General features: G+C 45.3%; 20 protein-coding genes and 1 tRNA gene. 13 read left to right on the forward strand and 8 right to left on the reverse strand.

The genetic code is table 11. The features are described from left to right. Positions 1 to 90 precede the first annotated feature (90 nt). The 4 genes from lon to AB4323_RS11180 all read left to right on the forward strand — a co-directional run bounded on the left by lon (position 91) and on the right by AB4323_RS11180 (position 5,512). Complete coding sequence (gene lon / locus AB4323_RS11165) at positions 91 to 2,442, forward strand: endopeptidase La (RefSeq protein ID WP_017060619.1); 2,352 nt, start codon at positions 91 to 93, stop codon at positions 2,440 to 2,442. 168 nt (positions 2,443 to 2,610) lie between these two features. Next, on the forward strand, positions 2,611 to 2,904 hold the full coding sequence (locus AB4323_RS11170; protein WP_012604504.1) for an HU family DNA-binding protein: 294 nt from the start codon (positions 2,611 to 2,613) through the stop codon (positions 2,902 to 2,904). 218 nt (positions 2,905 to 3,122) lie between these two features. After that, positions 3,123 to 4,988 (forward strand): peptidylprolyl isomerase, encoded by a 1,866-nt coding sequence (gene ppiD, locus AB4323_RS11175; RefSeq protein WP_017060618.1) that lies wholly within the window; start codon positions 3,123 to 3,125, stop codon positions 4,986 to 4,988. Positions 4,989 to 5,212: 224 nt separating this feature from the next. Further along, positions 5,213 to 5,512, forward strand: coding sequence for a helix-hairpin-helix domain-containing protein (locus AB4323_RS11180; RefSeq protein WP_065583684.1), 300 nt, complete (start codon positions 5,213 to 5,215; stop codon positions 5,510 to 5,512). Here the strand turns inward: AB4323_RS11180 and rrtA are convergent. Continuing rightward, complete coding sequence (gene rrtA / locus AB4323_RS11185; protein WP_017060616.1) at positions 5,503 to 6,051, reverse strand: rhombosortase; 549 nt, start codon at positions 6,049 to 6,051, stop codon at positions 5,503 to 5,505. The two genes, AB4323_RS11180 and rrtA, sit on opposite strands and share 10 nt — an antisense overlap. A gap of 9 nt (positions 6,052 to 6,060) precedes the next feature. On the opposite strand from rrtA, the gene AB4323_RS11190 reads away from it, so the two are divergent. Continuing rightward, positions 6,061 to 6,660: a tRNA-uridine aminocarboxypropyltransferase gene (locus AB4323_RS11190; RefSeq protein ID WP_017060615.1), complete on the forward strand. Its 600-nt coding sequence runs from the start codon at positions 6,061 to 6,063 to the stop codon at positions 6,658 to 6,660. Between the two features lie 26 nt (positions 6,661 to 6,686). On the opposite strand, the gene AB4323_RS11195 is transcribed toward AB4323_RS11190, so the two are convergent. The 3 genes from AB4323_RS11195 to AB4323_RS11205 form a co-directional block, all read right to left on the reverse strand. Further along, a complete protein-coding gene (locus tag AB4323_RS11195; RefSeq protein WP_372152479.1) occupies positions 6,687 to 8,030 on the reverse strand; it encodes an anti-phage deoxyguanosine triphosphatase in 1,344 nt (447 codons plus the stop codon). Between the two features lie 55 nt (positions 8,031 to 8,085). Continuing rightward, positions 8,086 to 8,670 (reverse strand): 5'-deoxynucleotidase, encoded by a 585-nt coding sequence (gene yfbR / locus AB4323_RS11200; protein WP_372152481.1) that lies wholly within the window; start codon positions 8,668 to 8,670, stop codon positions 8,086 to 8,088. 344 nt (positions 8,671 to 9,014) lie between these two features. Continuing rightward, positions 9,015 to 10,247 (reverse strand): pyridoxal phosphate-dependent aminotransferase, encoded by a 1,233-nt coding sequence (locus tag AB4323_RS11205; RefSeq protein ID WP_017060166.1) that lies wholly within the window; start codon positions 10,245 to 10,247, stop codon positions 9,015 to 9,017. A gap of 296 nt (positions 10,248 to 10,543) precedes the next feature. On the opposite strand from AB4323_RS11205, the gene AB4323_RS11210 reads away from it, so the two are divergent. The 7 genes from AB4323_RS11210 to AB4323_RS11240 all read left to right on the forward strand — a co-directional run bounded on the left by AB4323_RS11210 (position 10,544) and on the right by AB4323_RS11240 (position 18,246). Then, positions 10,544 to 11,851 (forward strand): isochorismate synthase MenF, encoded by a 1,308-nt coding sequence (locus AB4323_RS11210; RefSeq protein WP_017060167.1) that lies wholly within the window; start codon positions 10,544 to 10,546, stop codon positions 11,849 to 11,851. Then, positions 11,848 to 13,572, forward strand: coding sequence for a 2-succinyl-5-enolpyruvyl-6-hydroxy-3-cyclohexene-1-carboxylic-acid synthase (gene menD, locus AB4323_RS11215; protein WP_372152483.1), 1,725 nt, complete (start codon positions 11,848 to 11,850; stop codon positions 13,570 to 13,572). Before AB4323_RS11210 ends, menD begins: the two co-directional genes overlap by 4 nt. A 9-nt stretch (positions 13,573 to 13,581) precedes the next feature. Beyond that, on the forward strand, positions 13,582 to 14,379 hold the full coding sequence (gene menH, locus AB4323_RS11220; RefSeq protein WP_017065885.1) for a 2-succinyl-6-hydroxy-2,4-cyclohexadiene-1-carboxylate synthase: 798 nt from the start codon (positions 13,582 to 13,584) through the stop codon (positions 14,377 to 14,379). A gap of 105 nt (positions 14,380 to 14,484) precedes the next feature. Next, a complete protein-coding gene (gene menB / locus AB4323_RS11225) occupies positions 14,485 to 15,351 on the forward strand; it encodes a 1,4-dihydroxy-2-naphthoyl-CoA synthase (protein ID WP_017064079.1) in 867 nt (288 codons plus the stop codon). 75 nt (positions 15,352 to 15,426) lie between these two features. After that, positions 15,427 to 16,434 (forward strand): o-succinylbenzoate synthase, encoded by a 1,008-nt coding sequence (menC, locus tag AB4323_RS11230; RefSeq protein ID WP_372152485.1) that lies wholly within the window; start codon positions 15,427 to 15,429, stop codon positions 16,432 to 16,434. A gap of 64 nt (positions 16,435 to 16,498) precedes the next feature. Beyond that, entirely contained in the window at positions 16,499 to 17,938 is a 1,440-nt protein-coding gene (gene menE / locus AB4323_RS11235) for an o-succinylbenzoate--CoA ligase (RefSeq protein ID WP_372152487.1), read from the forward strand. 140 nt (positions 17,939 to 18,078) lie between these two features. After that, positions 18,079 to 18,246: a hypothetical protein gene (locus AB4323_RS11240; RefSeq protein WP_048664248.1), complete on the forward strand. Its 168-nt coding sequence runs from the start codon at positions 18,079 to 18,081 to the stop codon at positions 18,244 to 18,246. Positions 18,247 to 18,379: 133 nt separating this feature from the next. Here AB4323_RS11240 and AB4323_RS11245 read toward each other — a convergent pair whose 3' ends face one another. The 3 genes from AB4323_RS11245 to AB4323_RS11255 all read right to left on the reverse strand — a co-directional run bounded on the left by AB4323_RS11245 (position 18,380) and on the right by AB4323_RS11255 (position 21,929). Continuing rightward, a complete protein-coding gene (locus tag AB4323_RS11245) occupies positions 18,380 to 19,300 on the reverse strand; it encodes a YeiH family protein (protein WP_017060176.1) in 921 nt (306 codons plus the stop codon). Between the two features lie 146 nt (positions 19,301 to 19,446). After that, on the reverse strand, positions 19,447 to 21,321 hold the full coding sequence (locus AB4323_RS11250) for an MFS transporter (RefSeq protein WP_102320179.1): 1,875 nt from the start codon (positions 21,319 to 21,321) through the stop codon (positions 19,447 to 19,449). Positions 21,322 to 21,338: 17 nt separating this feature from the next. Next, positions 21,339 to 21,929 carry a TetR/AcrR family transcriptional regulator gene (locus AB4323_RS11255; protein WP_048613073.1) on the reverse strand — a complete coding sequence of 197 codons (591 nt, stop codon included), beginning with the start codon at positions 21,927 to 21,929 and terminating at the stop codon, positions 21,339 to 21,341. Between the two features lie 196 nt (positions 21,930 to 22,125). On the opposite strand from AB4323_RS11255, the gene AB4323_RS11260 reads away from it, so the two are divergent. Then, positions 22,126 to 23,034: a Tim44 domain-containing protein gene (locus tag AB4323_RS11260; protein ID WP_372152490.1), complete on the forward strand. Its 909-nt coding sequence runs from the start codon at positions 22,126 to 22,128 to the stop codon at positions 23,032 to 23,034. A 515-nt stretch (positions 23,035 to 23,549) separates the two neighbouring features. Here AB4323_RS11260 and AB4323_RS11265 read toward each other — a convergent pair. After that, positions 23,550 to 23,634: transfer RNA gene (locus AB4323_RS11265), tRNA-Tyr, on the reverse strand. Between the last annotated feature and the right edge of the window lie 61 nt (positions 23,635 to 23,695).

Below are 23,695 nucleotides of genomic sequence, written 5' to 3' on the forward strand. Positions count from 1 at the left end.
CAATTACCTCCTTTTTTTTATTCTTCCATTGAATCCAGTCGTTTAAGCCCCATATACTGCTTTATAAGTTAAAGCGGAAGAGAGAAATATATGAACTTGGAACGTTCCGAGCGTATCGAAATCCCCGTGCTACCTCTACGTGATGTAGTGGTTTACCCACACATGGTTATTCCATTGTTTGTTGGTCGTGAAAAATCGATTACTTGCCTTGAATCGGCAATGGAAGCTAACAAACAAGTACTACTTGTAGCGCAGAAAGAAGCGGACACTGATGAGCCTTCAATTGACGACCTATTTAAAGTAGGAACTGTCGCTACCATTCTTCAGTTACTAAAGCTCCCTGATGGTACTGTTAAAGTGCTTGTCGAAGGTCAGCAGCGTGCAAAAATTCACCAATTCAAAGAAAGTGAGTTTTTCTTAGCGGACGCAGAATACGTTGTAACCTCAGAACTTGACGAAAAAGAACAAGAAGTGGTTGTTCGCAGCGCGATCAATCAATTCGAAGGCTTTATTAAGCTGAACAAAAAGATTCCACCAGAAGTTCTAACATCTCTGAACGGTATTGATGAGGCAGCTCGCCTTGCTGATACGATTGCTGCACACATGCCACTTAAACTGGTAGACAAGCAGCACGTTCTAGAAATCTTAGATGTGACTGAACGTCTGGAATTCTTGATGGGCCAAATGGAGTCAGAAATTGACATCTTGCAAGTTGAAAAACGCATTCGTGGCCGCGTTAAGAAGCAAATGGAAAAATCTCAGCGTGAGTACTACCTGAATGAGCAAATGAAAGCGATTCAGAAAGAACTTGGCGAGATGGACGACGCTCCTGATGAATTCGAGACTCTGAAGAAGAAGATCGAAGACTCTAAGATGCCTCAAGAAGCTCGTGAAAAAACCGAGCAAGAACTGCAAAAACTGAAAATGATGTCGCCAATGTCTGCTGAAGCAACAGTAGTACGTAGCTACATTGATTGGATGGTGGGCGTTCCTTGGGCTAAGCGTTCAAAAGTGAAAAAGAATCTAGCGAAAGCGGAAGAGATCTTAAACGAAGACCACTACGGCTTAGAGCGTGTTAAAGAACGTATTCTTGAATACTTGGCAGTACAAAACCGTATCAACAAGCTAAAAGGCCCAATCCTTTGTCTTGTTGGTCCTCCTGGTGTAGGTAAAACCTCGCTAGGTCGTTCGATTGCTGCGGCAACGGGTCGTAAGTACACGCGTATGGCACTTGGTGGCGTTCGTGATGAAGCTGAGATTCGTGGTCACCGTCGTACGTACATCGGTTCACTTCCGGGTAAACTGATTCAGAAGATGTCTAAAGTTGGTGTTAAGAACCCACTGTTCCTATTAGATGAGATCGATAAGATGTCTTCTGATATGCGTGGCGACCCATCTTCAGCACTTCTAGAAGTTCTAGATCCAGAACAAAACAACGCATTTAACGATCACTACCTAGAAGTAGATTACGATCTGTCAGATGTTATGTTCGTGGCAACATCGAACTCGATGGACATTCCTGGGCCTCTACTGGACCGTATGGAAGTGATTCGTCTATCTGGTTACACAGAAGATGAGAAGCTGAACATTGCTAAGAGCCATTTACTGGACAAGCAAGTTCAACGCAACGGTCTTAAGCCTCATGAAATTGAGATTGAAGACTCTGCAATCATCGGCATCATTCGTTACTACACGCGTGAAGCGGGTGTACGTAGCCTAGAGCGTGAAATCTCAAAGATCTGTCGTAAAGCAGTGAAGAACATCTTGCTAGACAGCGATCTTAAGTCTGTAACGGTTAACATTGATAACCTGAAAGAGTACTTAGGTGTTCAACGCCACGACTTCGGTAAAGCGGATGAAAGCAACCGTATCGGTCAAGTAACAGGCCTAGCGTGGACTCAAGTGGGTGGTGATCTACTGACTATCGAGACCGAAGCAATGCCGGGCAAAGGTAAGCTAACGCAAACTGGCTCACTTGGCGACGTGATGAAAGAGTCGATTCAAGCGGCAATGACAGTGGTTCGTTCTCGTGCTGAAAAACTGGGTATCAACTCAGATTTCTACGAAAAACGTGACATTCACGTTCACGTACCAGAAGGTGCTACACCGAAAGATGGCCCGAGTGCGGGTATCGCAATGTGTACTGCACTTGTCTCTAGCTTGACGGGTAACCCGGTTAAAGCAGAGGTCGGTATGACAGGTGAAATTACCCTTCGTGGTGAAGTTTTACCTATCGGTGGTTTGAAAGAAAAACTGCTTGCTGCACACCGTGGCGGCATCAAAACTGTACTGATCCCTAAAGACAATGAGCGTGATTTGGAAGAGATTCCAGACAACGTAATCGCTGACTTGAAGGTGATCCCGGTTCAGTGGATTGATGAAGTACTCAAAGTCGCGCTAGAACGAGATCCGTCAGGGGTCGAGTTTGACGTGAAAAAATAGTGATGCATAGCAAAAATAAGTAAAGAATTACGCTGATAGGCCCGAAAAGGCTTGTCAGCGTTTTTTTTGGACGCTAAGTTATTGATCAAAGCGGCAGCCCTTTTGCAATAAGGCTTGCGGCTAAATTAAAACCAAAATGGAACGTACAGTCATCAGAAGTAGTCACAGATGACACATAGGGGAAAAACAGTGAATAAAACACAACTAGTAGAATCAATCGCAGAAAACGCAGACATCTCTAAAGCTTCAGCTGGCCGCGCTCTAGACGCATTCATCGAAGCAGTTGGCACAACGCTACAATCTGGTGACCAAGTTGCACTTGTTGGCTTTGGTACTTTCAGTGTTCGTACTCGTGCTGCTCGTACAGGTCGTAACCCAAAAACTGGTGAAGAGATCCAAATCGCAGAAGCTAAAGTACCTGGCTTCAAAGCGGGTAAAGCACTTAAAGACGCATGTAACTAATTTTCACTGCTGAAACCTCCATTTAAGAGGGGAAGGCAGTAAAATGCGTTTACTGTTTGAAAAATGATGTTTCATTCTTAAACAGTATGTGTACAAAGCACATTGAACTTATTTAAATTATGCGCATCCTACTGATGCGCATTTCTTTTTCTGATAATATCGCGTGAATAGATTTTTATTTTGAAGCCAATGCTTCATATCCGGAGAGCACTTAAATTATGATGGATCGATTACGCGAAGGCGTGAATAGCATCGCGGTAAAAATTATCCTTGGGTTGATTATCCTGTCATTCGTATTCGCAGGTGTAGGCAGCTACATCACCGGTGGCGGTAACAACGCAGCAGCTAAAGTTGGCAACACAGAAATTGCTCGTGGTGAGTTCGAACAGGCTTACCAAAACGAACGTAATCGTATGCAGTCTCAACTTGGCGATTACTTCGCGCAAATGCTTGCAGACCCTGCTTACGTAGAGTCTTTCCGTAAATCAGTACTTGATCGCATGATCAATGACGTACTGCTTGAGCAGCAAGCTGAGTCTCTAGGCCTACGAATCAGTGATTCTCAAATCCGCACCATGATTCTAGAAATGCCTCAGTTCCAAACGGCGGGTCAATTCGACCAAGAAGTTTACCAATCGGCACTACGTCGTGCAGGTTTCAGCGCAGAGAGCTTCGCTGAATACATGCGTCGTGACCTTATGCGCAACCAGCTTGTGACTGCACTTCAAGGCAGTGAATTCGTTCTTCAGGGCGAAATCGATACTCAGAGCAAGCTTATCGCACAAACTCGTGACATTCGCACAGTGACACTGTCTGTTGCTGACCTTGCAAAAGACATCGAGTTAACTGACGAGCAAATCGAACAGTACTACCAAGAGAACCCAGCAGCTTACACTCGTCCAGAACAAGCTAAGGTATCTTACATTGAGCTTTCTGCTGAAGCGCTTAAGTCTCAGCTTGAAGTAAGCGATGAAGAAGCACAGAAATACTACCAAGAGCACCTAGACAAGTACTCAACGGAAGAGCAACGTAAAGTTAGCCACATCCTAGTTCAAGGCGATGACGAAGCGAAAGCTCAGGCAATCCTAGACGAGCTAAATGCAGGCGCTGATTTTGCTACGCTAGCGGAAGAGAAATCTGACGACTTCGGTAGTGCAGACGTTGGCGGTGACCTAGGTTGGATTGAGCGCGATGTTATGGACCCTGCATTCGAAGACGCGGCTTTCGCTCTTGAGAATATTGGCGATACTACTGGCCTAGTTAAATCTGATTTCGGCTACCACATCATCAAGCTAGACGAACTAAAAGCGTCTCAAGCTCAGCCTTACACTGAAGTAGCGGCAGAGATTAAGACAGAGCTTCTAGACCAACACGCAGTTGATCAGTTCTACGAGCAACAAACTGAGCTAGAAAAAGTAGCGTTTGAATTCCCAGATTCTCTAGATGATTCTGCAGAAGCTATCAACGCGAAGATCACAACGACAGATTTCATCTCTCAAGTTGACGCTCCAGAAGTTCTGATGACGCCTGCAGTTATGCAAGCTATCTTGAGCCCTGAAGTGAAAGAAGACGGTCTAAACTCGGAAGTTATCGAAGTTGCACCTGAGCACGTAATTGTTGTTCGTGTAGAAGAGACTCGTGATGAGACAGTTCTTCCTCTAGCTGAAGTGAAAGATCAAGTTGTCGCTGCACTGTCTGCTGTACAAGCAGAGCAGCAAGCGGTTGAGCTAGGTGTTTCTCTAGTGAACGAACTTGAGCAAGGCAATGAAGCAGTACTAGCGGACAACAACCTTGAGTTCACTGAACTTGAAACGATTGACCGTAACTCGCCATTAGCGGCATCTGTATTCGCTCTAGCGAAACCAGAAGCAGGTCAAGCTGTGTTCGGTCAATCTAAAGACCAAGACGGTAATATCGTTGTTGTTGAGCTTTCTAAAGTAACGGCTGAGATCAACCCAGCCTACAGCACTCAAATTGGTGCACAGTTGGAGCGAGTTGGTAACCAGCAAGACCTGACTAACGTATTAAACGTACTTCGTAAAAACGCAGACGTTGAATACTACGTAGTGGGTCAAGGTCAGTAAGCGTTTGATTACCTCAGTAGCAAGCTCAAGTTAGAGCTTACTACTGAAATCAATACGTGATTGTTAGGCTTTAATTCAGATTTGTGAGCCAACAAACAAGCTGATGAAAATAAGATGTATAACGAAGCGGGTCACTTAGGTGATCCGCTTTATTTTTATCTGGTGATTGTGTTATCTAGCGCGGCAAATGCATAAGTTACGTTTTTTGAACAAAGGAACTATTTATGCGCACGATATATTCAACACTAATTCTTTCATTTCTGATGCTCTTAAGCCCTGCCGTGTTTGCAGACAGCCCAACCAAGGATGAGCTTTACGAAGGCATTGAGATTACGGTCAACATCAATACCGCGACGGCAGAAGAACTTTCAGCACTATTGGTTGGCGTGGGTGACAAGAAAGCCAAAGAAATCGTCGATTACAGAGATCAGAACGGGGCATTTACTACTGCTGATGATTTGGTGAGTGTCAAAGGGATAGGTGAAGCGACGGTTGAAAAGAACCGCGAAAGAATTCAACTTTGACCCGTTTTTCTACTTGTTAGAAATGAAGCGATAGATATGAAGCCTCCGGCCAATGCACCTGCTAGGTGGGCTTCAATCGCGATACGAGCATTAATCAGTTCACCAGTCGTGCTAGAAGGGCCAATAAGCTGCTCCCAAGCGATTTTAGCGACTAATCCGAATACTAACAGCCAACTAGACTTCCTGCCGTTTAAAGCCTCTCTGAGCGCAAATAAGCCAAACAACCCATGCAAAGTGCCCGATAGGCCAACGTAGATCTGAATACTTGAAAACAACAGAGCGACGCCAGTCACTAAACTGATCACAAGCAAAGCAACAACAAGCTGTTTTTTACTCGGTTGAAACAGGTAGCTGATGATCCACAAGCCTGCTAGATTCATCAGAAGATGCGAGTAGTTGGTATGTGAAAAGTTTCCTGTTAGGATTCGCCACCATTGCCCATCGGCAATCGCATTGCTATCCCAAACGACCCAAGCTTGTATTGGCTCAAATTGGAATAAGACGCATAAAAGTGAAATGAAAATTAAAACAGGGTACACATTAAATCCATGTCTCGTTATTGCCCCCAATGCAGCAAGGCTTTGAAAGCTTGTATTTGTCAGTGGGTTACACCACTCGAATCGAATGTTGAGCTTATCATTCTTCAGCACCCATCAGAAGAGCATCGTCCGATGGGAACAGCGCGTATTCTCTCGTTATCTCTTAATAACAGCGTGACGTTTGTTGGCGAAGACTTTTCAGACAACGAACAACTCAACGCATTGTTGTGCGATGAACAGTATCAACATGTGATTTTATACCCAAGCGAAAACTCTGTTTCAGTTGAGTCGGCGACATCTCCCAATAAGAAGCTGCGTGTGATTTTATTGGATGGCACGTGGAAGAAAGCATTCAAGATGTGGCAAGTATCGAGTAACTTGCATGCGTTGAACACGGTTCATTTACCGAAAGATCTCAAGGGTAATTACCGAATTCGCAAAGCACCCAGTGAAAATAGCCTTTCAACCGTTGAAGCTGGCTATCATTTACTTAGCTTGTTAGAGCGTGATGGCGACTTTAGCCCTTTGCTAACGGCATTTGACCAAATGATTCAGTTTCAAATCAATCAAATGCCGCCGGGCGTGTTTGAGAAAAACTACTTAGATTAAGCCGTTTTAGTAAAGTGAGTCAGGAATTAAAACTCGGTATGAGCTGAGAACAGTTGCTGATGCATTTTCTGCGCAAGATCATCAGTCATCGATGAAATGTAATCGGCTATCACGCGCATTTTTCGAGACTCATCTTGATGTTGTAGCCATTGCTTCTTGATGGGCAGTGGCAGCAAGCGTTCAGGATCTGCGCTGAATGCTTCAAACATATCCATGATGATCTGTTGACCTTTGTATTCGATGACCTGAACCTGTGGCACTTGAATAACGAACTCGCTGACAAAGTGTTTCAGCTTATCGAGTGTGCCGTCCATGCTCGGCTCGAGCACCGCATTGTAAGCCAACAGTACATTCTCAAAGTTAGCCTCCACTCGCTTAATCGAGATACTGGTCAACAGTGCGTTGACTATCCCACCAATCGCATCCTTTCGACGATACTGTTCACCAGAGAAAAGCATCTCTGTAATTGAATCTAGGTGTTCACAAATCCATGGGTCGGCCATCTCTTTCAGTTGAGGGTAAGCCGATTCGACCCACTGAGCTTTGGTCACAGAGCCAAGCACAATCGCATCTTCTAAATCGTGCACGCCATACGCGATGTCGTCAGCAAGTTCCATGATCGAACAATCCAGTGACTTATATTTGGTCTTGTTGTGCTCAAGTGGCTCGGTATGCGTTTTTCTTTTCTGTTTTAGGAGCTGTTGGTCGCTGCTTGAAAGCGGTTCAAGCACCCAGTTAAACAACTCTTCATCATGATCGTAGATGCCTTTTGCTGGCATCCAATCTTTAGCTCGGAGTTGTCGTTGATGCTTAACGGGTTCAGACTGCAATTTAGCTTGAACCTCACTCAGCAGAGAAGGGTACTTAATTAGACCTAACAAAGTGCGTCGAGATAGGTTCATCCCGTGATGTTCAGTGTAAGGTTCTAGCTGTGTGACTATGCGAAACGTTTGAGCGTTGCCCTCAAAGCCGCCGTGGTCGCGCATCATGTAGTTGAGTGCGACTTCGCCGCCATGTCCATAGGGTGGATGACCGATGTCGTGAGCCAAACACAGTGAATCAATCAAACTGTCTGAGGGTAATAGCTCTCGAAATTCGGGCTGCTTTTTCTTCAGTTGAGCGACGATACCGGTGCCAAGCTGAGCGGCCTCAAGAGAGTGGGTAAGGCGCGTTCGGTGAAAGTCGTTGACCGTGGTGCCATGGATCTGGGTTTTCGCTTGTAAGCGACGGAAAGCAGCAGAGTGAAGCACGCGCGCACGGTCACGCTGATACGGGCTGCGGTGGTCATCCCGTCTTATTTTATGTTCATCGTCATTTCGATGCTGCCATTCTTGTTCGAGTACAAAGGGTGGTTCGAGTTGAGAATTCAAAATAGCACCTATCAAATTGATTTTATTTAGCTAATTAAAAACAACTTATACCCAGCTAGCTTATCTCGTCTAGTGATAATTCAAAGCTCGGTGCGAATGTGGTGAGAAAGTAGTCCATTTCTGGGCTTTTGCGTTGTTCGAGTGTCTCTTCCAATCGGCGCTTGGCTTGCTCGTATTCATGATTGCCCGCACTGAGCTCTTCCAAGCATTTCAGGTACGCACAGATAGTATCTGCCTGCTTGACGATGCTTTGCTCTTCTTTACTCGCAGTACCAGATATTAAGAAGGTGGCGAAGTCGTCTCTGAACTCTTCTGGCAACATCGAAAGCAGTCTTTGTTCTGCCGCGGCTTCTATTTTCTTATACTCTTGTGCAATATCCGGGTTGTAGTATTTAACTGGCGTTGGCAAATCACCCGTCAGTACCTCACTGGTGTCGTGGTACATGCCAAGTAGAGCAATGTGCTCGGGGTTAAGCTGACCATCAAACTTCTTGTTTTTGATCAGTGCCAAGGCGTGTGCCACGAAAGCAACCTGTAGGCTATGTTCTGAAATGTTCTCGCTTGATACCGAACGCATCAGGGGCCAGCGTTGAATTAGCTTCATGCGTGCGAGATGGGCAAAGAAATGGCTCTGTTTCATAAATGTCCTTATAGTACCAATCGTAGTAAATAACTGGTCATCCTAGCTTGTTAAAAAACTCGATAACTATGTTAGAATTTTTGATTGTAGAATAACTACTTATCGAAGCTGCTTGTCGAAAATAGCTGCCTTGTTCTCAAGCTTTTTCCCTACGCTATTTCTGAACACTTACTTACTGTGATTGGTATAAACAATACTCCACTCGTATCTTGTGTTTGCACAGGGATACGAGACAGCGGATACAAAAAAGGCTCCTAAACAGGAGCCTTTTAAGCATAGAAGTGAATGAATACAAGTTAAAGTCTTTTAAAACAGCAAATTGTAGCCATCTTTCTTTGTGCTCATTAACCTTCGATGAGGTCGTCTTGGCTGTAAGTCTGTAAGAAGCGCTCTAAACGACCAATTGCGATTTCTAGATCTTCGATGTGCGGCAGAGTCACGATACGGAAGTGATCCGGTTTCGGCCAATTGAAGCCCGTACCTTGAACCAATAGCACCTTCTCTTGCTTAAGGAAGTCGAGTACAAACTTCTGATCGTCTTTGATGTTGTACATGTTGGTGTCGATTTTAGGGAACAGGTACATTGCACCTTTCGGTTTCACACAAGAAACGCCAGGGATCTTGTTGATCAGTTCCCATGCACGGTCACGCTGTTCAAGCAGTCGACCGCCTGGAAGAATCAGCTCATTGATACTCTGATAGCCACCGAGTGCGGTTTGGATAGCGTGTTGCATCGGAACGTTGGCACACAAACGCATTGAGGCCAGCATTTCTAGCCCTTCTACATAGCCTTTCGCTAGGTGTTTAGGGCCTGTTAAGAACATCCAACCACCACGGAAACCACATACACGGTAAGCTTTAGATAGGCCGTTGAACGTGACCATTAATACGTCTTCAGCAAGCGTTGCCACTGAAGTGTGTACCGCACCGTCGTAAAGTACTTTGTCGTAGATTTCATCGGCGAAGATGATCAAACCGTGCTCACGAGCAATCTCAACCACTTGTAATAGGAAATCACGGCTGTATACCGCGCCTGTTGGGTTGTTCGGGTTGATAAGAACGATGCCGCGCGTCTTTGGTGAGATCTTCGCGCGCATGTCGTCTAAATCTGGATACCAATCAGCATCTTCATCACACATGTAGTGAACCGGTGTACCACCAGAAAGCGCAACAGACGCTGTCCATAGTGGGTAATCCGGAGCGGGAACTAAGATTTCATCACCGTTATCCAGTAGCGCTTGCATAGACATAACGATAAGCTCTGATGCGCCGTTACCAATGTAAACGTCTTCTACATCAAGGTTACGTAGGCCTTTTTTCTGGTAGTGCTGAACAACCGCTTTGCGGGCTGAATAGATGCCTTTTGAGTCGCAGTAACCTTGAGATGTCGGTAGGTTACGGATTACGTCAACAAGGATTTCATCAGGGGCGTCAAAACCAAATGGGGCGGGGTTACCAATATTAAGCTTCAGTATTTTATGCCCTTCTTCTTCCATGCGCTTAGCATGTTTGAGTACAGGCCCCCTGATTTCGTAGCATACGCTGTTGAGTTTTGACGACATCCCGATATTTTGCATTGCCGATTTCCTGAAATTAATTTAAATACTTTATTAAAGTACCGCAAAATGGCGTTTGATAGAATAAAAATCTGATGAATGTCGCATTTCAGTGTCACGTTTAGCCTTTTTGTTGTCACTCTTTTCTAAATTTTAATTAATCGCTTTCTTGGTTATTGGCTAAGATGAATAAAGGGGCGGGATCGCTTAAAATCACAGGAATGTTGAAAAGATATAGTACATTCTTGATCTAAGTGGGTACTGCCCATAAAGTATCAAACTAATATAATAATAATTTAGATGTGAACGAGGTCGATTTGTCACATTTCCAGCAAACTATCTCCGCTTTGATTGAGCGAGTACAAAATGCCCAAGCAAGCGAAGTTCGTTGTGTTGAAGTTCTAACGCAAAAACCATCGTTTGCATTTATAGAATGGCTTCATGCTCAACCGCTCTTTCCTAAGTTCTACTGGCAGTCACGCGACACTCGTGAAGAGGTTGTTGCGCTCGGACAGTTACATACGTTTTCAGATCCTGCACCCGCGTACGCTATTCTTGGTGAAGACCAACGAATCTGGGGTGGACGCTCGTTTGATGGGCACACCGCAAAGAACCGTCGCTGCATGGAGTCGTTTTTCTTCCTTCCTCAGGTTGAATTGATCCGCTTTGACAATACTTGGTCGCTGGCGGTTAATTTGTCCCCTGATCGCGTTTCTTCTATTAATGCTTTGAATAAGCTTTCTGTAGAAGCCGCGATATTGGCGCCTTTGTCTGCCCATATTGAACAGATCAATCACGTTCCAGAAAGAGAGCAGTGGGGCAACCTTGTCGATAAAGTGCTGCAAGGCATTAGCGATGAAGAGTACAAAAAAGTCGTTTTAGCACGTAAAACCACACTGCAACTCGATGCGCCTATCTGCGCAGCTCAATTACTTAAAGCCAGCTATCTGCAAAATCACCACAGTTTCCACTTTATGTTGGTGCTGGATTCTAAACACAGTTTCATTGGCTCGACACCAGAGCGCTTATATAGCCGACATGGTATGGAGCTTGATACCGAGGCGCTTGCTGGAACCATTGGTCGCGGAGAGAACGCTACTGAGGATATGGAACTGGCCAACTGGCTTTCTCAAGACAGCAAAAACCTCAATGAGAACCAGTATGTGGTCGACGACATCATTGAGCGTCTCACTCCTCATTCTCAAACGGTCCATGTTGAAAAGGATGCGCGTCTAGTGCGCTTGCGTAAGGTGCAGCATTTGAAGCGCAATATCCATGCTCAGCTCAACAATGGCGTTAATGGTGTGCAGTTGCTTGCTGCCTTACAGCCAACTGCTGCGGTGGCGGGTTTACCTCGTAAAGAGGCGATGGATTTCATTCTTGAACACGAACCGTTTGCACGAGGTTGGTATGCAGGCTCTGTAGGCTATATCAGTCATCAGCGAGCGGAATTCTGCGTGGCGATTCGAAGCGCCTTGATTGTAAACGATCAAGTACAACTGTTTGCTGGCGCGGGGATCGTGCCGGGATCGGTTGCCGAACATGAGTGGCAAGAGCTGAATAAGAAGATGTCGACTCTGCTCAGTCTCATTTCTGATCACCCACCATTAGGTGTGGCGTCATGAATCACGACCAAGCTGTATTAAACAGAGTTTGGTGTAACACATTACTTGAAGAGCTTGCCCGCAGCGGTGTTGAACATGTTTGCATCGCGCCAGGCTCTCGTTCAACACCATTAACACTCGAAGCCGAAGCTAACTCTAAGCTAACCTTACATACGCACTTTGATGAGCGCGGGCTTGGCTTCTTGGCTTTAGGTTTAGCTAAAGCGAGCAACAAACCCGTTGCGGTGGTTGTTACTTCTGGAACTGCCGTAGCTAACCTTCTACCAGCGACCGCTGAATCTGGATTAACGCGAGAAAAGCTAATCTTGTTGACCTCCGATCGACCGATTGATTTAGTCGACTGTGGTGCCAATCAAGCGATTCAGCAGCAGGGTATCTTTTCGTCTCACGTTGAAACGGCACTAAACCTTCCAAGTCCAACGACACAAGTTTCTTTGAATTGGCTTTTGACGTCGGTTGATAACGCACTGGCGAAACAGCGCAGCGTCGGTGGGGCTATTCATATCAACTGTCCGTTCCCAGAACCGCTTTATTCCGCTAATAGCGCCGAGATGTATGCGGATTATACAAAGAGCGTGGCAGCTTGGAGAGCTTCAACCTGCCTTTACTCGAACACTTATTTGCCCAGTCATTTAATCGCTCAGCCTGTCTCAGCAAGTGATTATGTCGCTCGTAAAGGCGCAGTGATTATTGGTTCTATCGAGAATGAAGCTGCAATTAAAGCCAAGCAGTTTGCGACAGCTTTGGGCTGGCCAGTATTCTGTGACCCTCAATCGGGTGTCAGTAGTGACTGGAAACACTATGATTTATGGATGCAAAGTGACGCAGCCAAAGCACAGCTTAGTCAGTGTGATTTTATTATCCAGTTTGGTGAGCGCATCGTATCTAAGCGTCTTAACCAATGGGTAAAAGAACAAGCTGCCACATTTTGTTCATCGCAGTACATCGTTGTTTCACCAGATGCACATCGTATTAATCAAGATCATCTGCCTCAAACTCATATTGTCGCTGATATCGAACATTGGTTATCAGAGCAACATCTACCAACGCTGTTGGGAGAACATGCTGGCTGGGCGGCATCTTTGGCGGAAGTCGCGAATACGGTTCAGCAGTTAGCGTTGGCGCAAATCTCTAATAACGACCAACTGACAGAGTTGAGTGTTGCCGTTGACTTGTCGTCTAGACTTAAGGGCAGAGAGCTTTTTGTGGGAAATAGCTTGATGGTAAGGCTGGTGGATATGCTGTCATCAATCTCTGCGACTCAAGTCTACAGCAACCGCGGTGCATCGGGCATTGATGGCTTGGTGGCGACGGCTGCGGGAGTGATAAAAGCCAACCAGAATCCTTTGATGATGCTGATTGGTGACACCTCTTTGTTGTACGACCTAAATTCGTTGGCGCTACTTACTCACAGCACAACACCAATGGTTATTGTGGTTACCAATAACGATGGTGGGGCAATCTTTGATTTTTTGCCGGTTCCTGAGCAACAAAAACAGTCTCTATATCAAATGCCTCATGGTTTCAATTTTGAACATGCTGCTGTGCAATTCCATCTTGGTTATGCGGCGCCAGAAACCTTGAATTGCTATCAAACGCTCATCGAACAACATTTTGAACAAGGTCAGGGTACCTTGCTCGTAGAAGTTAAGACGCCTCCCGAACAAGCGTCTACTTTGCTGAAGCAATTCAGCTCAATGCTCACCGAGGCATTAGCCTAAGGACTTTACATGCTTTACTCCAATTATTACCCAGCAGTACAAGAATCTTCTGACAAACCTTTGCTTGTTTTTTTACATGGTTTACTCGGAAGCGGGGATGATTGGAGTGCATGCCACCCCTTCCTCGAAGACTTTCCTCGTCTTTGCATAGATTTGCCCGGACACGGACAAAGCCGGTTTATCGACCCTGTAGGCTTTGATCATTGCTGTACCAAGATAGTTCAGTGCATCACATCTCAGCTGGCTCTCAACGATCTTCCTGTCGATTATCCTATCGTGGTGATTGGGTATTCTATGGGGGGAAGGCTTGCCATGTATGGGGTAACAAGCCCTTGCTTCGAAACTCTTAACTTAGAGAAAGTCATCATTGAAGGTGGCAACTTTGGCTTGGAATGTGATGAAGAAAGAGCACAAAGGTTAGTACACGATACGCAATGGGCTGTTCGCTTTGCACAGCAGTCGATTGAAGATGTTTTAGACGATTGGTATCAACAAAGCGTCTTTTCTTCACTAAATCATGAGCAAAGACAAACTTTGGTCATAAAGCGTAGTGGTAACCTTGGAGTATCCGTAGCAAATATGTTGTTATCTACTTCGTTAGCTAAGCAACCGGATTTACGTGCCACATTGAAATCTCATGAGCATTTATTGCATTATGTATGTGGAGAAAAAGATCGTAAATTCATGGAGCTAGCTGAGAATAGTGGCTTTGAATATAGTCAGGTGGATTACGCGGGTCATAATGTTCATTTTGAGCAACCAGAGATGTTTTCAAATCTGATCATCCAATGTATCGCCAGTCGTTGATGAACTGACTGAGCGAACCTCTCGTATCAAGCGCTATAGAAAGCAGAGCAACACCGTCGCGACTCTACGCTAGTCGCGCTCTCTAATAGAATAATGGGAATCATCATGGCTAAAACAGTAGGCATCACAGAAGAAGAACTTTACGCAGCCGTTAACTGGCGCGATGAAAGCAGTCAATATGAAGATATTCAATACCACAAGTCTGATGACGGTATTGCGAAAATCACGATTGCTCGCCCTCAAGTGCACAATGCGTTCCGTCCACAAACCGTAAAAGAGATGATCAATGCACTGGCTGATGCTCGTTATGACGAGAAAGTTGGCGTAATCATTTTGACTGGTCTTGGTGAGAAGGCGTTCTGTTCTGGTGGTGACCAAAGTATCCGTGGTGACTACGGCGGTTACCAAGATGACTCAGGTACGCACCACTTGAATGTACTTGATTTCCAACGTCAAATTCGCACTTGTCCAAAACCAGTTATCGCAGCGGTATCGGGTTGGGCAGTCGGTGGCGGTCATGTACTTCACATGATGGCAGACCTTACTATTGCAGCTGAAAACGCGCAGTTCGGTCAGACGGGTCCTAAAGTGGGTTCTTTCGATGGCGGTTGGGGTGCTTCTTACATGGCTCGTATCGTTGGTCAAAAGAAAGCACGTGAAATCTGGTTCTTGTGCCGCTTCTACGATGCACAAGAAGCACTGGACATGGGCCTTGTAAACACCGTTGTTCCTGTTGCTGACCTAGAAAAAGAGACAGTTCGTTGGTGTCGTGAAGTGCTTCAACACAGCCCAATGGCACTGCGTTGCTTGAAAGCGGCACTGAACGCTGACTGTGATGGTCAAGCAGGCTTACAAGAGTTGGCTGGTAACGCAACCATGATGTTCTACATGACAGAGGAAGGCCAAGAAGGCCGCAACGCATTCAACGAGAAACGTCGACCGGACTTCGACAAGTTCCCGCGTAATCCATAGTCTTTCTCCTCTTCAAAATGAGTCGCTAATAGCGGCTCGTTTTGTTTTGATGTTCCCCGTTTTTTAGGAAACTTTATGAACTCAGTGAATTCTCAGCGTCACGCTAAACTTTACCGTTATCAATTACCTATGGATAGTGGTGTGGTTCTTCGTGACAATAAGTTGAACGAACGTGTTGGCTATATCATCCAACTTGAGTGTGATGGTAAAACTGGTTTTGGCGAAGTTGCGCCTTTGCCCGGTTTTAGCCAAGAAGATGCCGAACAAGCTGGCATTCAGCTTCAACACGAATTAGAGCTTTGGAGCCACAATAAGCCTCAAACGCCTTTCGACGAGCTGTATCCTTCTGTCGCGTTTGGCTTTTCAATGGCGATGATGGAATTGCGAGGCGATCTTAACGCTCAAGGTAACTACCAAGCGGCACCTTTGTGTACAGGCGATCCAGATGAATTGATCCCTGTGCTGAATGAGATGAAAGGCGAGAAGGTTGCCAAAGTGAAAGTCGGTCTCTACGAAGCGATTCGTGATGGTATGTTGGTGAGCTTATTCCTTGAGTCGATCCCTGATTTGACTCTAAGACTTGACGCCAACCGCGCGTGGAAGCCAGAGAAAGCGAAGCAGTTCATTAAATACATTTCGCCGTCAATGCGCCAGCGTATAAGCTTTATCGAAGAGCCTTGCCAAAAGCCAGAAGACAGTTTGGCCTTTGCCATTGACCATGGTGTGGCGATTGCGTGGGACGAGACACTGCAAGAAGCGGTGCGCAGCCCGGAATTTGATCTTAGCGACCTTACTGGTGTTAAAGCAGTCGTGATCAAGCCAACTCTTATTGGTTCTGTCGAGCGTTGCGTGGCAATCATTGAGCGAGCACAGAAGCTTGGAATGAAACCTGTATTGAGCTCAAGCATTGAGTCGAGCCTAGGTCTGACTCAGATTGCTCGTCTGGCGCAGCAATATTTGCCAAATGAAGTGCCGGGGTTGGATACGATTGGCTTGTTCAAGCAGCAGCTAGAGGTTTCTTGGCCGGGCTGTCAGTTGCCTGTCTCTACGCTTGAAAAGCAACAATTGATTTGGTCTTCTTAGACCGAGCTATTTGAATGGCTATTTAGTTAGCTTAACAAGTTCTTAATCTATTTTTGGTTATCATATGATGCGCCCACAATCTAATCATCCCCCGCTCTGGGTAAAGTGGGCGCAGCAAAACCCACTTCAACCAGCGTTAGTGACCACTCACCGCACTTATACTTGGCAGCAAGTGTTTGTGTTGGTTAGTGAGTACCAACAACAGCTATCTCATCAAGGCCTATCTGAAGGTGATGTACTGACGATTGTTGGTAAGAATCAAGCTGAAGTGATCCCTGTTTATCTTGCCGCACTCAATTTGGGTGTGGTTTGTGCGTTTACGATGCCTCAGCCTAGTTTACGCCTGAAGCAAAAGCTCGATTCCTTATATCAAGCAGATCAACAGAGCTACCTTTGGCTCTTGGGCAATAGCGGAATAGAGCAATCAGAGACTGCCGATTTGAATACTCAGTTGGTGACCTTGCCTTGCCTAAGTGAACTGAAGTTTGATGGTGATGATGAGCAGATAACGACACCTCAAGAATCCAATTTCAATCCGCAAAATCTAGCGAGCATCGTATTCACTTCAGGTTCTACCGGAAACCCAAAAGCGGTCGCTCATACACTTGAGCAGCACCTATGCTCTGCGTCAGGGCTGCTTGAGGTGTTTCGTTATCAACAAGGTGACACGTGGTTACTGAGTTTACCTATGTACCATGTGTCGGGGCTGGCGATAGTTCATCGTTGGTTGGCGGCTGGTGGTTGCATCAAAATAGGCACAGGTCAGCTTGAAACCGATATAGAAGAATGCAGTCATGCTTCATTGGTCGCTACTCAACTACATCGATTGTTAAAGAGTAAGCAAGCACTTACTTTAACGCATGTACTTTTGGGTGGTAGTCATATACCAGAAGCACTTGGGCTCGAAGCTCAACAAATGGGCATCGAAACATGGCTTGGATACGGCATGACTGAAGCGGCTTCAACCGTGACCGCGAAGCCCGTTGATGCCGGCAGCACCGCCGGTTTTGTCCTTAACCATCGCCAGCTAAAAATTGAAGAACAACGTATCTTTATTGGTGGCGAGACGCTCGCGTCCGGGTATTACTATCAAGGTAACTTAACGCCATTAGTTGATAAGAGCGGTTGGTTTGATAGCAAAGATCTTGGTGAGTGGCTTGGCGAACAAGTGTCGATTATTGGCCGTGCCGACAACCAGTTTATTTCTGGTGGTGAGAACATTCATTGCGAAGAAATTGAGCGAGTACTTAACCAGCTGCCCGAAGTTAAGCAAGCCTTTATTGTGCCCATAGAAGACAGCGAATTTGGTTTTAGACCAGTAGCTATTGTGGACTGTGATGAAGTTCTAACCAAAGAATGGTTTGCAGAGCAGCTACAAGGAAGCCTAGAGCGATTTAAGTTCCCTATTGAGTATTACCGCATGCCTCAACAAGAACAGTTAGGTATTAAGGTATCGAGAGCGGGATTAGCGCAGTGGTTGTTGCAACACCGGCGCTCTAACTAATTGAGTCGGAGGTTTTTTGTTCACTTGGCCTGCAGTTAGTTAATTTAGCAATTAGATAGTTCAAAACAGAATTTATTATCTTTATAACCATCAATCATAATAAGCCATATAAATAACGGATTATAGAATAAGGTCTTATTATGAAAATTGCCCTCATCATTGCGGTTTTGCTGCAGATAGGCCAAGCGGTTACTTCGTCAGGGTTGACTCGCTCGTTGGCTGAACTCACCGCATTTGTGTTGGTTGTGGTACTCGTTTTAATGAAAAGAGAGAGCAAGAAGAGTGATAAGCCCCTGTTTGATTCGTGATTGTTACAACAAAGAATACCCTTACCACAAACGATAAAGGCAAAGCCCATTGGAGCTTTGCCTTTTTGTTTTGTTGCTCGCTAACTTGAGTGTCTAGTTCACCGAACAAACATCTAAAGCGTTTCTATGCGGGCTAAGCGAGAGTTAACCACGCCAATGAACCCGTTGAGATCATGACCCACATTGTAATACCAAACATCAGTGGTTTCGGCCCTGCCGCTTTTAACTTCTCAACTGAAATACCACAGCCAATTAAGAACAAACACACGACCAGTGCTCGCTTAGACACATCAAAGATTCCTTGATAGACCATCTCAAATTGTGGCAGTAAGTCACTCACCGCGATAGCGGCGCAATAGAAGAAAATGAAGTAGGGAACCGTAATCTTCTTTTGATCGTTCTTGAAGATCATCGCACTAATTAAAGCGATTGGGATGATCCAAAGTGCGCGAGCGAGCTTCAATGTTGTCGCTGTCGTCAGTGCTTCTTCGCCATACGCTGAAGCTGCACCTACTACAGAAGACGTATCGTGAATCGCTATCGCTGCCCAAGTACCAAATGTTTGTTGGCTGAGCTCAAGCGCGTGACCAATCATCGGGAATAAGAATAGAGCAACCGAGTTCAACACGAATACGGTGGCTAATGCCAAGCCAATCTGTTCATCGTCTGCTTTGATCGCGGGTGCCACTGCTGCTATCGCGCTACCACCACAAATCGCGGTACCAGAAGATATAAGATAGCCCGTAGTGCGGTCTAGCCCCATTTGTTTCGCCAAGAACCAACCAATGACTAATGTACCGATAATCGTCGTTACAATGAGCCCAATACCATCGCCTGTTACTGCTAATGCTTTTTCAAACTGAATACCAAAACCCAAGCCAACAATAGAGTAGGCCAGTAGCTTTTTGGTAAGCTTGCCGACTTCCAAGTGTTCAGGGACTAATCCTAAACTAGCAAGCAGGAAACCGATAACCAGGGCTGTCGGTGAGCTAACCCAAGGCGTTAAGCAAAACAGTGCAGCAAGATAAAATGGAACGGACTTTTTTAGGTTCATTGTATTTAGAGTCTTGTTTTGTTGTGGCGTTATTGTGATGAGGCCACTATACGTTCAATAAAATGATAAGTAAGTCTAAATGAATTGAACAAACGTTAAGGAAAACTTAACGCTTGTTCAACTGATATGAATAAAGGGCTGGTTAACTAGCGTAATGATCCGCGAAGGTCAGAGACTGACTGTCGAAGCGTTTCACAAGAGGCTTGTTTAGGTGAAATCGGCTCGCCAGCTTCTATCTCTAGCTTAGTCCAGAAGCGAGTGGGTAACCCTTTGCAGGCACGGCCTTTGTAACGACTAAAGTAGCTACCCCATAATCCTTTAAGAGCCATAGGAATCACTGGGACAGGGGAACGTTTGATGATCAGCTCCATACCACGCATGAACTCAGCCATTTCGCCATCAGAGGTGAGCTTTCCTTCTGGGAAAATACACACGATGTGACCTTCATGCAGGGCACGCTCTACTTCTTTGAAAGCGTTTCGAATCGAGTTGCGGTTGGTCGCGGAGATTGGAATCACCCCAGCTCTTTTCAAGAAGCGTCGAATTGGCGGCAACTTGGTGTAATCCTCTTCCATCACAAAACGGATCAAGCGAGGGCAAACCGCACTCAGCAGCAGTGCATCCATATAACTCACATGGTTGCAGACAATCAACGCACCGCCCTTTTCTGGCAGGTGATGTAAGTTCTTATGTTTAACTCTGTACATGGTGTGAGTGACCACCCACGTAAAGAAGCGGAAAGCGTAGATAGGCACCTGATAAAACAGGTACAGCATCACCAAAGTGTTGCCCACAGCGAGCAAGATAAACAGCTGCGGAATTGAAAGATCTAGAACACTAAGGCAAACAATACCTAATACCGCACTTCCCACCATGAACAGTGAGTTGTAGATATTGAGCCCGGCAATCACTTGGGCACGCTCGTCGGGCTTGGCACGTAACTGCATCAGTGAATACAGAGGAACAATAAAGACACCGCCAGAGATACCCAGAAGCAGAAGGTAAGCAAACAGTGGCCACAGCTCTGAGTAGGTTACGAATTGATGGAAAGAACTAAAGTCAGGCAAAGACTCCGGGATGGATATCGCCATCAGAAGACCGAAGATCGAGATACCTAAGCTGCCCATTGGCACGATGCCGATTTCAATTCGGTGATTAGATAACTTATCACAAGCTAAAGAGCCGATTGCAATGCCTACCGAGAATAGTGCCAGTAAAAAGGCGACGGAGCTTTCAGTGCCGTTTAGATGCAGTTTAGTGAAGTTGGGAAACTGAGTTAGGTAAGCCGCACCAAGGAACCAGAACCAGCTGATAGACATCAGAGCTTGAAAGGTCGGGCGATCTTTTTTTGCAATCGCCAGTGTCGCGCGGGTCAGTTTTACAGGTTGCCACTTTACTTTAAGGTCTGGTGCATTACTTGGCGCTTGTGGGATAAACCAGCTTGATACATAGCCAAGCACGGCGAACGAAACAATACACACCGCAGCAATGAGCTTTGCGCCTTCTTCAGATGCAATGATGCCTGCGCCGAGAGTACCAATCAGGATCGCTAAGAATGTACCTGTCTCGACGAGAGCGTTACCAGATACCAGTTCTTTTGTTTCTAATTGTTGTGGAAGCAGGGCGTATTTCACCGGGCCAAAGAAAGCACTCTGCGTTCCCATAAGGAACAGGAGCAGAAGTAATATTCCGTAGCTTTCGTAGATGAATCCGATCGCACCCAGTGACATGATCACTACTTCGAGGAGCTTAACTTTACGGATAAACCACGATTTTTCGTATTTGTCGGCCAGTACACCAGCCAAAGCTGAAAATAGGAAGAAGGGCAGAATAAAAAGGCCAGCGGCCAAATTAATGAATAGATTGCTGGAAATAGGCAGCGTGTCTACGCTTGCGAAAGCAACAAACAGTAACAGGACATTTTTGAATATGTTGTCGTTAAAGGCTCCTAGAAATTGGGTAATAAAGTAGGGTAGGAACCTTTTTTGCGTTAACAGCGAAGATTGGCTGCTGTTGTTCATTGTCTTTCCTTGGATGATTACCAGTTGGTTAAGTAGTTTGAGACTAGGTTATTGATCAGCTCTTTACCATCAATAGGCTCAGAGGCGAAAAATTTATCATCAACGCTAAGTAGAGTAATTCCGTGTACTCCAGACCATAATACACGGCTGGCTTTAACGACTTCGCTTTTCGTATGTTCAGGAGCAATCGCTACTAGCAACTGTTCTAGCATGCCTGTCATTCTATCGATGCGGTTCGATTGCCATTCAGGAAGGTTTTCACCGTTCATGTTGTGCTCAAAGATAAGCTGCCAACGGTGAGGGTGTCTCTGTGCAAAATCGTGGTAGCAGTAGGCAAGGTTGAATAGAGCTTGTTGAGGGTTGCTCGATTGTTCAACAGTTGCAGCGGATTCTGACGCCAGTTCATCTAATGTTTGAGCGACCACATGCAAAAGCAGTAGGTTGTAATTACCAAATACATTTACTAAGGTACTTGGAACGTAACCAATCATATTGGCGATTTTACGTAGACTTAGCTCGTGATAAGAGTGCTCTTCTAAGAAGTCGGTTACCGTTTTTAAGGTTAATTGCACTAATTGTTCGCGAGTATGATCGTTTCGTCTTGCCATGGGTACTTTCTATTAAATGAACATCGTTCAATATTTTAATGCTGCCCCAGAGTGCCGTCAATCCCTTCGCTAGTTTAGTAATCAATTAATAGCCGCAATATTATGATACATGTGTAAACACGGTGAATATTTCATTGTTCTTTGTTAACGAGTATGATTAAGGTGTCGAAAGATAAAAAACCTATAAAGGATAATAATGAAACGATTTTTCTCACTAGTCGCGATCCTGTTGGTAACAGTCGCGGTGACGCCAATCGCGGAAGCGAAAAAGTTTGGTGGTGGTAAGTCATTTGGCAAAAGCTTTAAAACGGCTCCAGCACCAAAACAACAAAACACGAATTCGATCCGTCAAGATCAAACAGGTAAGAACACAGCAGCTAACTCTAGCAAGAAAGGCCTTATGGGCGGTCTGCTAGGTGGTTTACTTGCTGGTGGTCTTTTAGCTGCATTCTTTGGTGGCGCATTTGAAGGTATCCAGTTCATGGATATTCTGATTATGGGTCTGATTGCTTTCCTAGCGTTTAAATTCCTACGCGGAATGTTGGGCGCGAAGCAGGGCTCAATGAATCAGCAGAATGCACGTGGCCAACAGCCAGCATTCGGCGGCATGGGTCAGAACAAGTTTGAACAACCTAAGCAACAACCAAATGTTCATAACTTCGAGCAAACACAACCTCAATCACAAGGCGCTGGTGGTGGTTTCGGTTTTGGTGCACAAAGCGATGTTCCACATAACTACCCACCGGGCTTTGATCAAGCGGCATTCATCAATGGTTCTCGTGAGCACTACCGTACACTGCAAGGTGCATGGAATCACAACGAGCTAAACACGATTGAAGAATACGTATCTCCAAGCCTATTTGAAGACCTAAAAGCTGAGCGTAATAAGCTAGACGGTGATCAGCACACAGACGTAATGTACGTTGATGCTGAAATCGTTCGCGCAGACCACGATGGTAGCAAAGCACAGCTAAGCCTTCAGTTTAGCGGTCGTTACCGTGACACAGCGGATGGCGTTGAAGAAGATATCACTGATATCTGGCATCTAGAGCGTGACCTAACAACTAACAATGCACCATGGTTAATTGTTGGTATTCAAGGTTAATTCCAGGATTTAACTCAACATCAATAGGATGTAGTTATTCGGAATAACACCAAATAATAGAAAGCCCCTGCTGAGAAATCAGCAGGGGCTTTTTTGCGTCTAATGATATGTATCTTAGTTAAAGATTGGATTAACCTGAGACTAACTAACTAACTAACTAACTAACTAACTAACTGATTTTATTTGGATGTAATGAGTAATGACAAAGTTCTTTGAACCCGTATTGGAGCCTGAGGTTACTTTGCAGCAGAAACAGATAATTGCGAACGAATGCGAAGAACATATATCGACCCATTGTTTAGGCTGCGCTGCTTATCTGGCTTGTGAGCGTCATGCAGAAGTATGGGATCACTGATGTTTGAATGGGCTAGATCGCTTAGTTATTTGTAGGAGCGGGTTAGTGTTTAGGAAGTTGAGGGTTGTTTTAGAAGACACGTTTAGTAAGAGATAAAGCTCAGAAACGAAAAAAGCCAACTCAATGAGTTGGCTTTTCGATTTTCCAATTAAGGAGAATATGGTGGAGGGAGACGGATTCGAACCATCGAAGGCAGTGCCGGCAGATTTACAGTCTGCTCCCTTTGGCCACTCGGGAACCCCTCCAGGGTGTGTCTTACTTTTCACAAAGTAAGCCTAAATTGATGTTTTCCCATAAGCCCATCAA

Source organism: Vibrio sp. 10N.261.52.C11 (assembly GCF_041471405.1).
Lineage (GTDB): Bacteria > Pseudomonadota > Gammaproteobacteria > Enterobacterales > Vibrionaceae > Vibrio > Vibrio crassostreae_C.

What these genes read in the sequence shown, in the direction of transcription:
- AB4323_RS11170 (WP_012604504.1), top strand. Translation starts at nt 2,611, where the DNA reads ATGACACATAGGGGAAAAACAGTGAATAAAACACAACTAGTAGAATCA.
- AB4323_RS11250 (WP_102320179.1), bottom strand. Translation starts at nt 21,321, where the DNA reads ATGAACAACAGCAGCCAATCTTCGCTGTTAACGCAAAAAAGGTTCCTA.
- AB4323_RS11205 (WP_017060166.1), bottom strand. Translation starts at nt 10,247, where the DNA reads ATGCAAAATATCGGGATGTCGTCAAAACTCAACAGCGTATGCTACGAA.
- menH (WP_017065885.1), top strand. Translation starts at nt 13,582, where the DNA reads ATGCTTTACTCCAATTATTACCCAGCAGTACAAGAATCTTCTGACAAA.
- lon (WP_017060619.1), top strand. Translation starts at nt 91, where the DNA reads ATGAACTTGGAACGTTCCGAGCGTATCGAAATCCCCGTGCTACCTCTA.
- AB4323_RS11190 (WP_017060615.1), top strand. Translation starts at nt 6,061, where the DNA reads ATGTCTCGTTATTGCCCCCAATGCAGCAAGGCTTTGAAAGCTTGTATT.
- menD (WP_372152483.1), top strand. Translation starts at nt 11,848, where the DNA reads ATGAATCACGACCAAGCTGTATTAAACAGAGTTTGGTGTAACACATTA.
- menB (WP_017064079.1), top strand. Translation starts at nt 14,485, where the DNA reads ATGGCTAAAACAGTAGGCATCACAGAAGAAGAACTTTACGCAGCCGTT.
- ppiD (WP_017060618.1), top strand. Translation starts at nt 3,123, where the DNA reads ATGATGGATCGATTACGCGAAGGCGTGAATAGCATCGCGGTAAAAATT.
- menE (WP_372152487.1), top strand. Translation starts at nt 16,499, where the DNA reads ATGATGCGCCCACAATCTAATCATCCCCCGCTCTGGGTAAAGTGGGCG.
- AB4323_RS11255 (WP_048613073.1), bottom strand. Translation starts at nt 21,929, where the DNA reads ATGGCAAGACGAAACGATCATACTCGCGAACAATTAGTGCAATTAACC.
- AB4323_RS11245 (WP_017060176.1), bottom strand. Translation starts at nt 19,300, where the DNA reads ATGAACCTAAAAAAGTCCGTTCCATTTTATCTTGCTGCACTGTTTTGC.
- AB4323_RS11260 (WP_372152490.1), top strand. Translation starts at nt 22,126, where the DNA reads ATGAAACGATTTTTCTCACTAGTCGCGATCCTGTTGGTAACAGTCGCG.
- menC (WP_372152485.1), top strand. Translation starts at nt 15,427, where the DNA reads ATGAACTCAGTGAATTCTCAGCGTCACGCTAAACTTTACCGTTATCAA.
- AB4323_RS11240 (WP_048664248.1), top strand. Translation starts at nt 18,079, where the DNA reads ATGAAAATTGCCCTCATCATTGCGGTTTTGCTGCAGATAGGCCAAGCG.
- AB4323_RS11180 (WP_065583684.1), top strand. Translation starts at nt 5,213, where the DNA reads ATGCGCACGATATATTCAACACTAATTCTTTCATTTCTGATGCTCTTA.
- yfbR (WP_372152481.1), bottom strand. Translation starts at nt 8,670, where the DNA reads ATGAAACAGAGCCATTTCTTTGCCCATCTCGCACGCATGAAGCTAATT.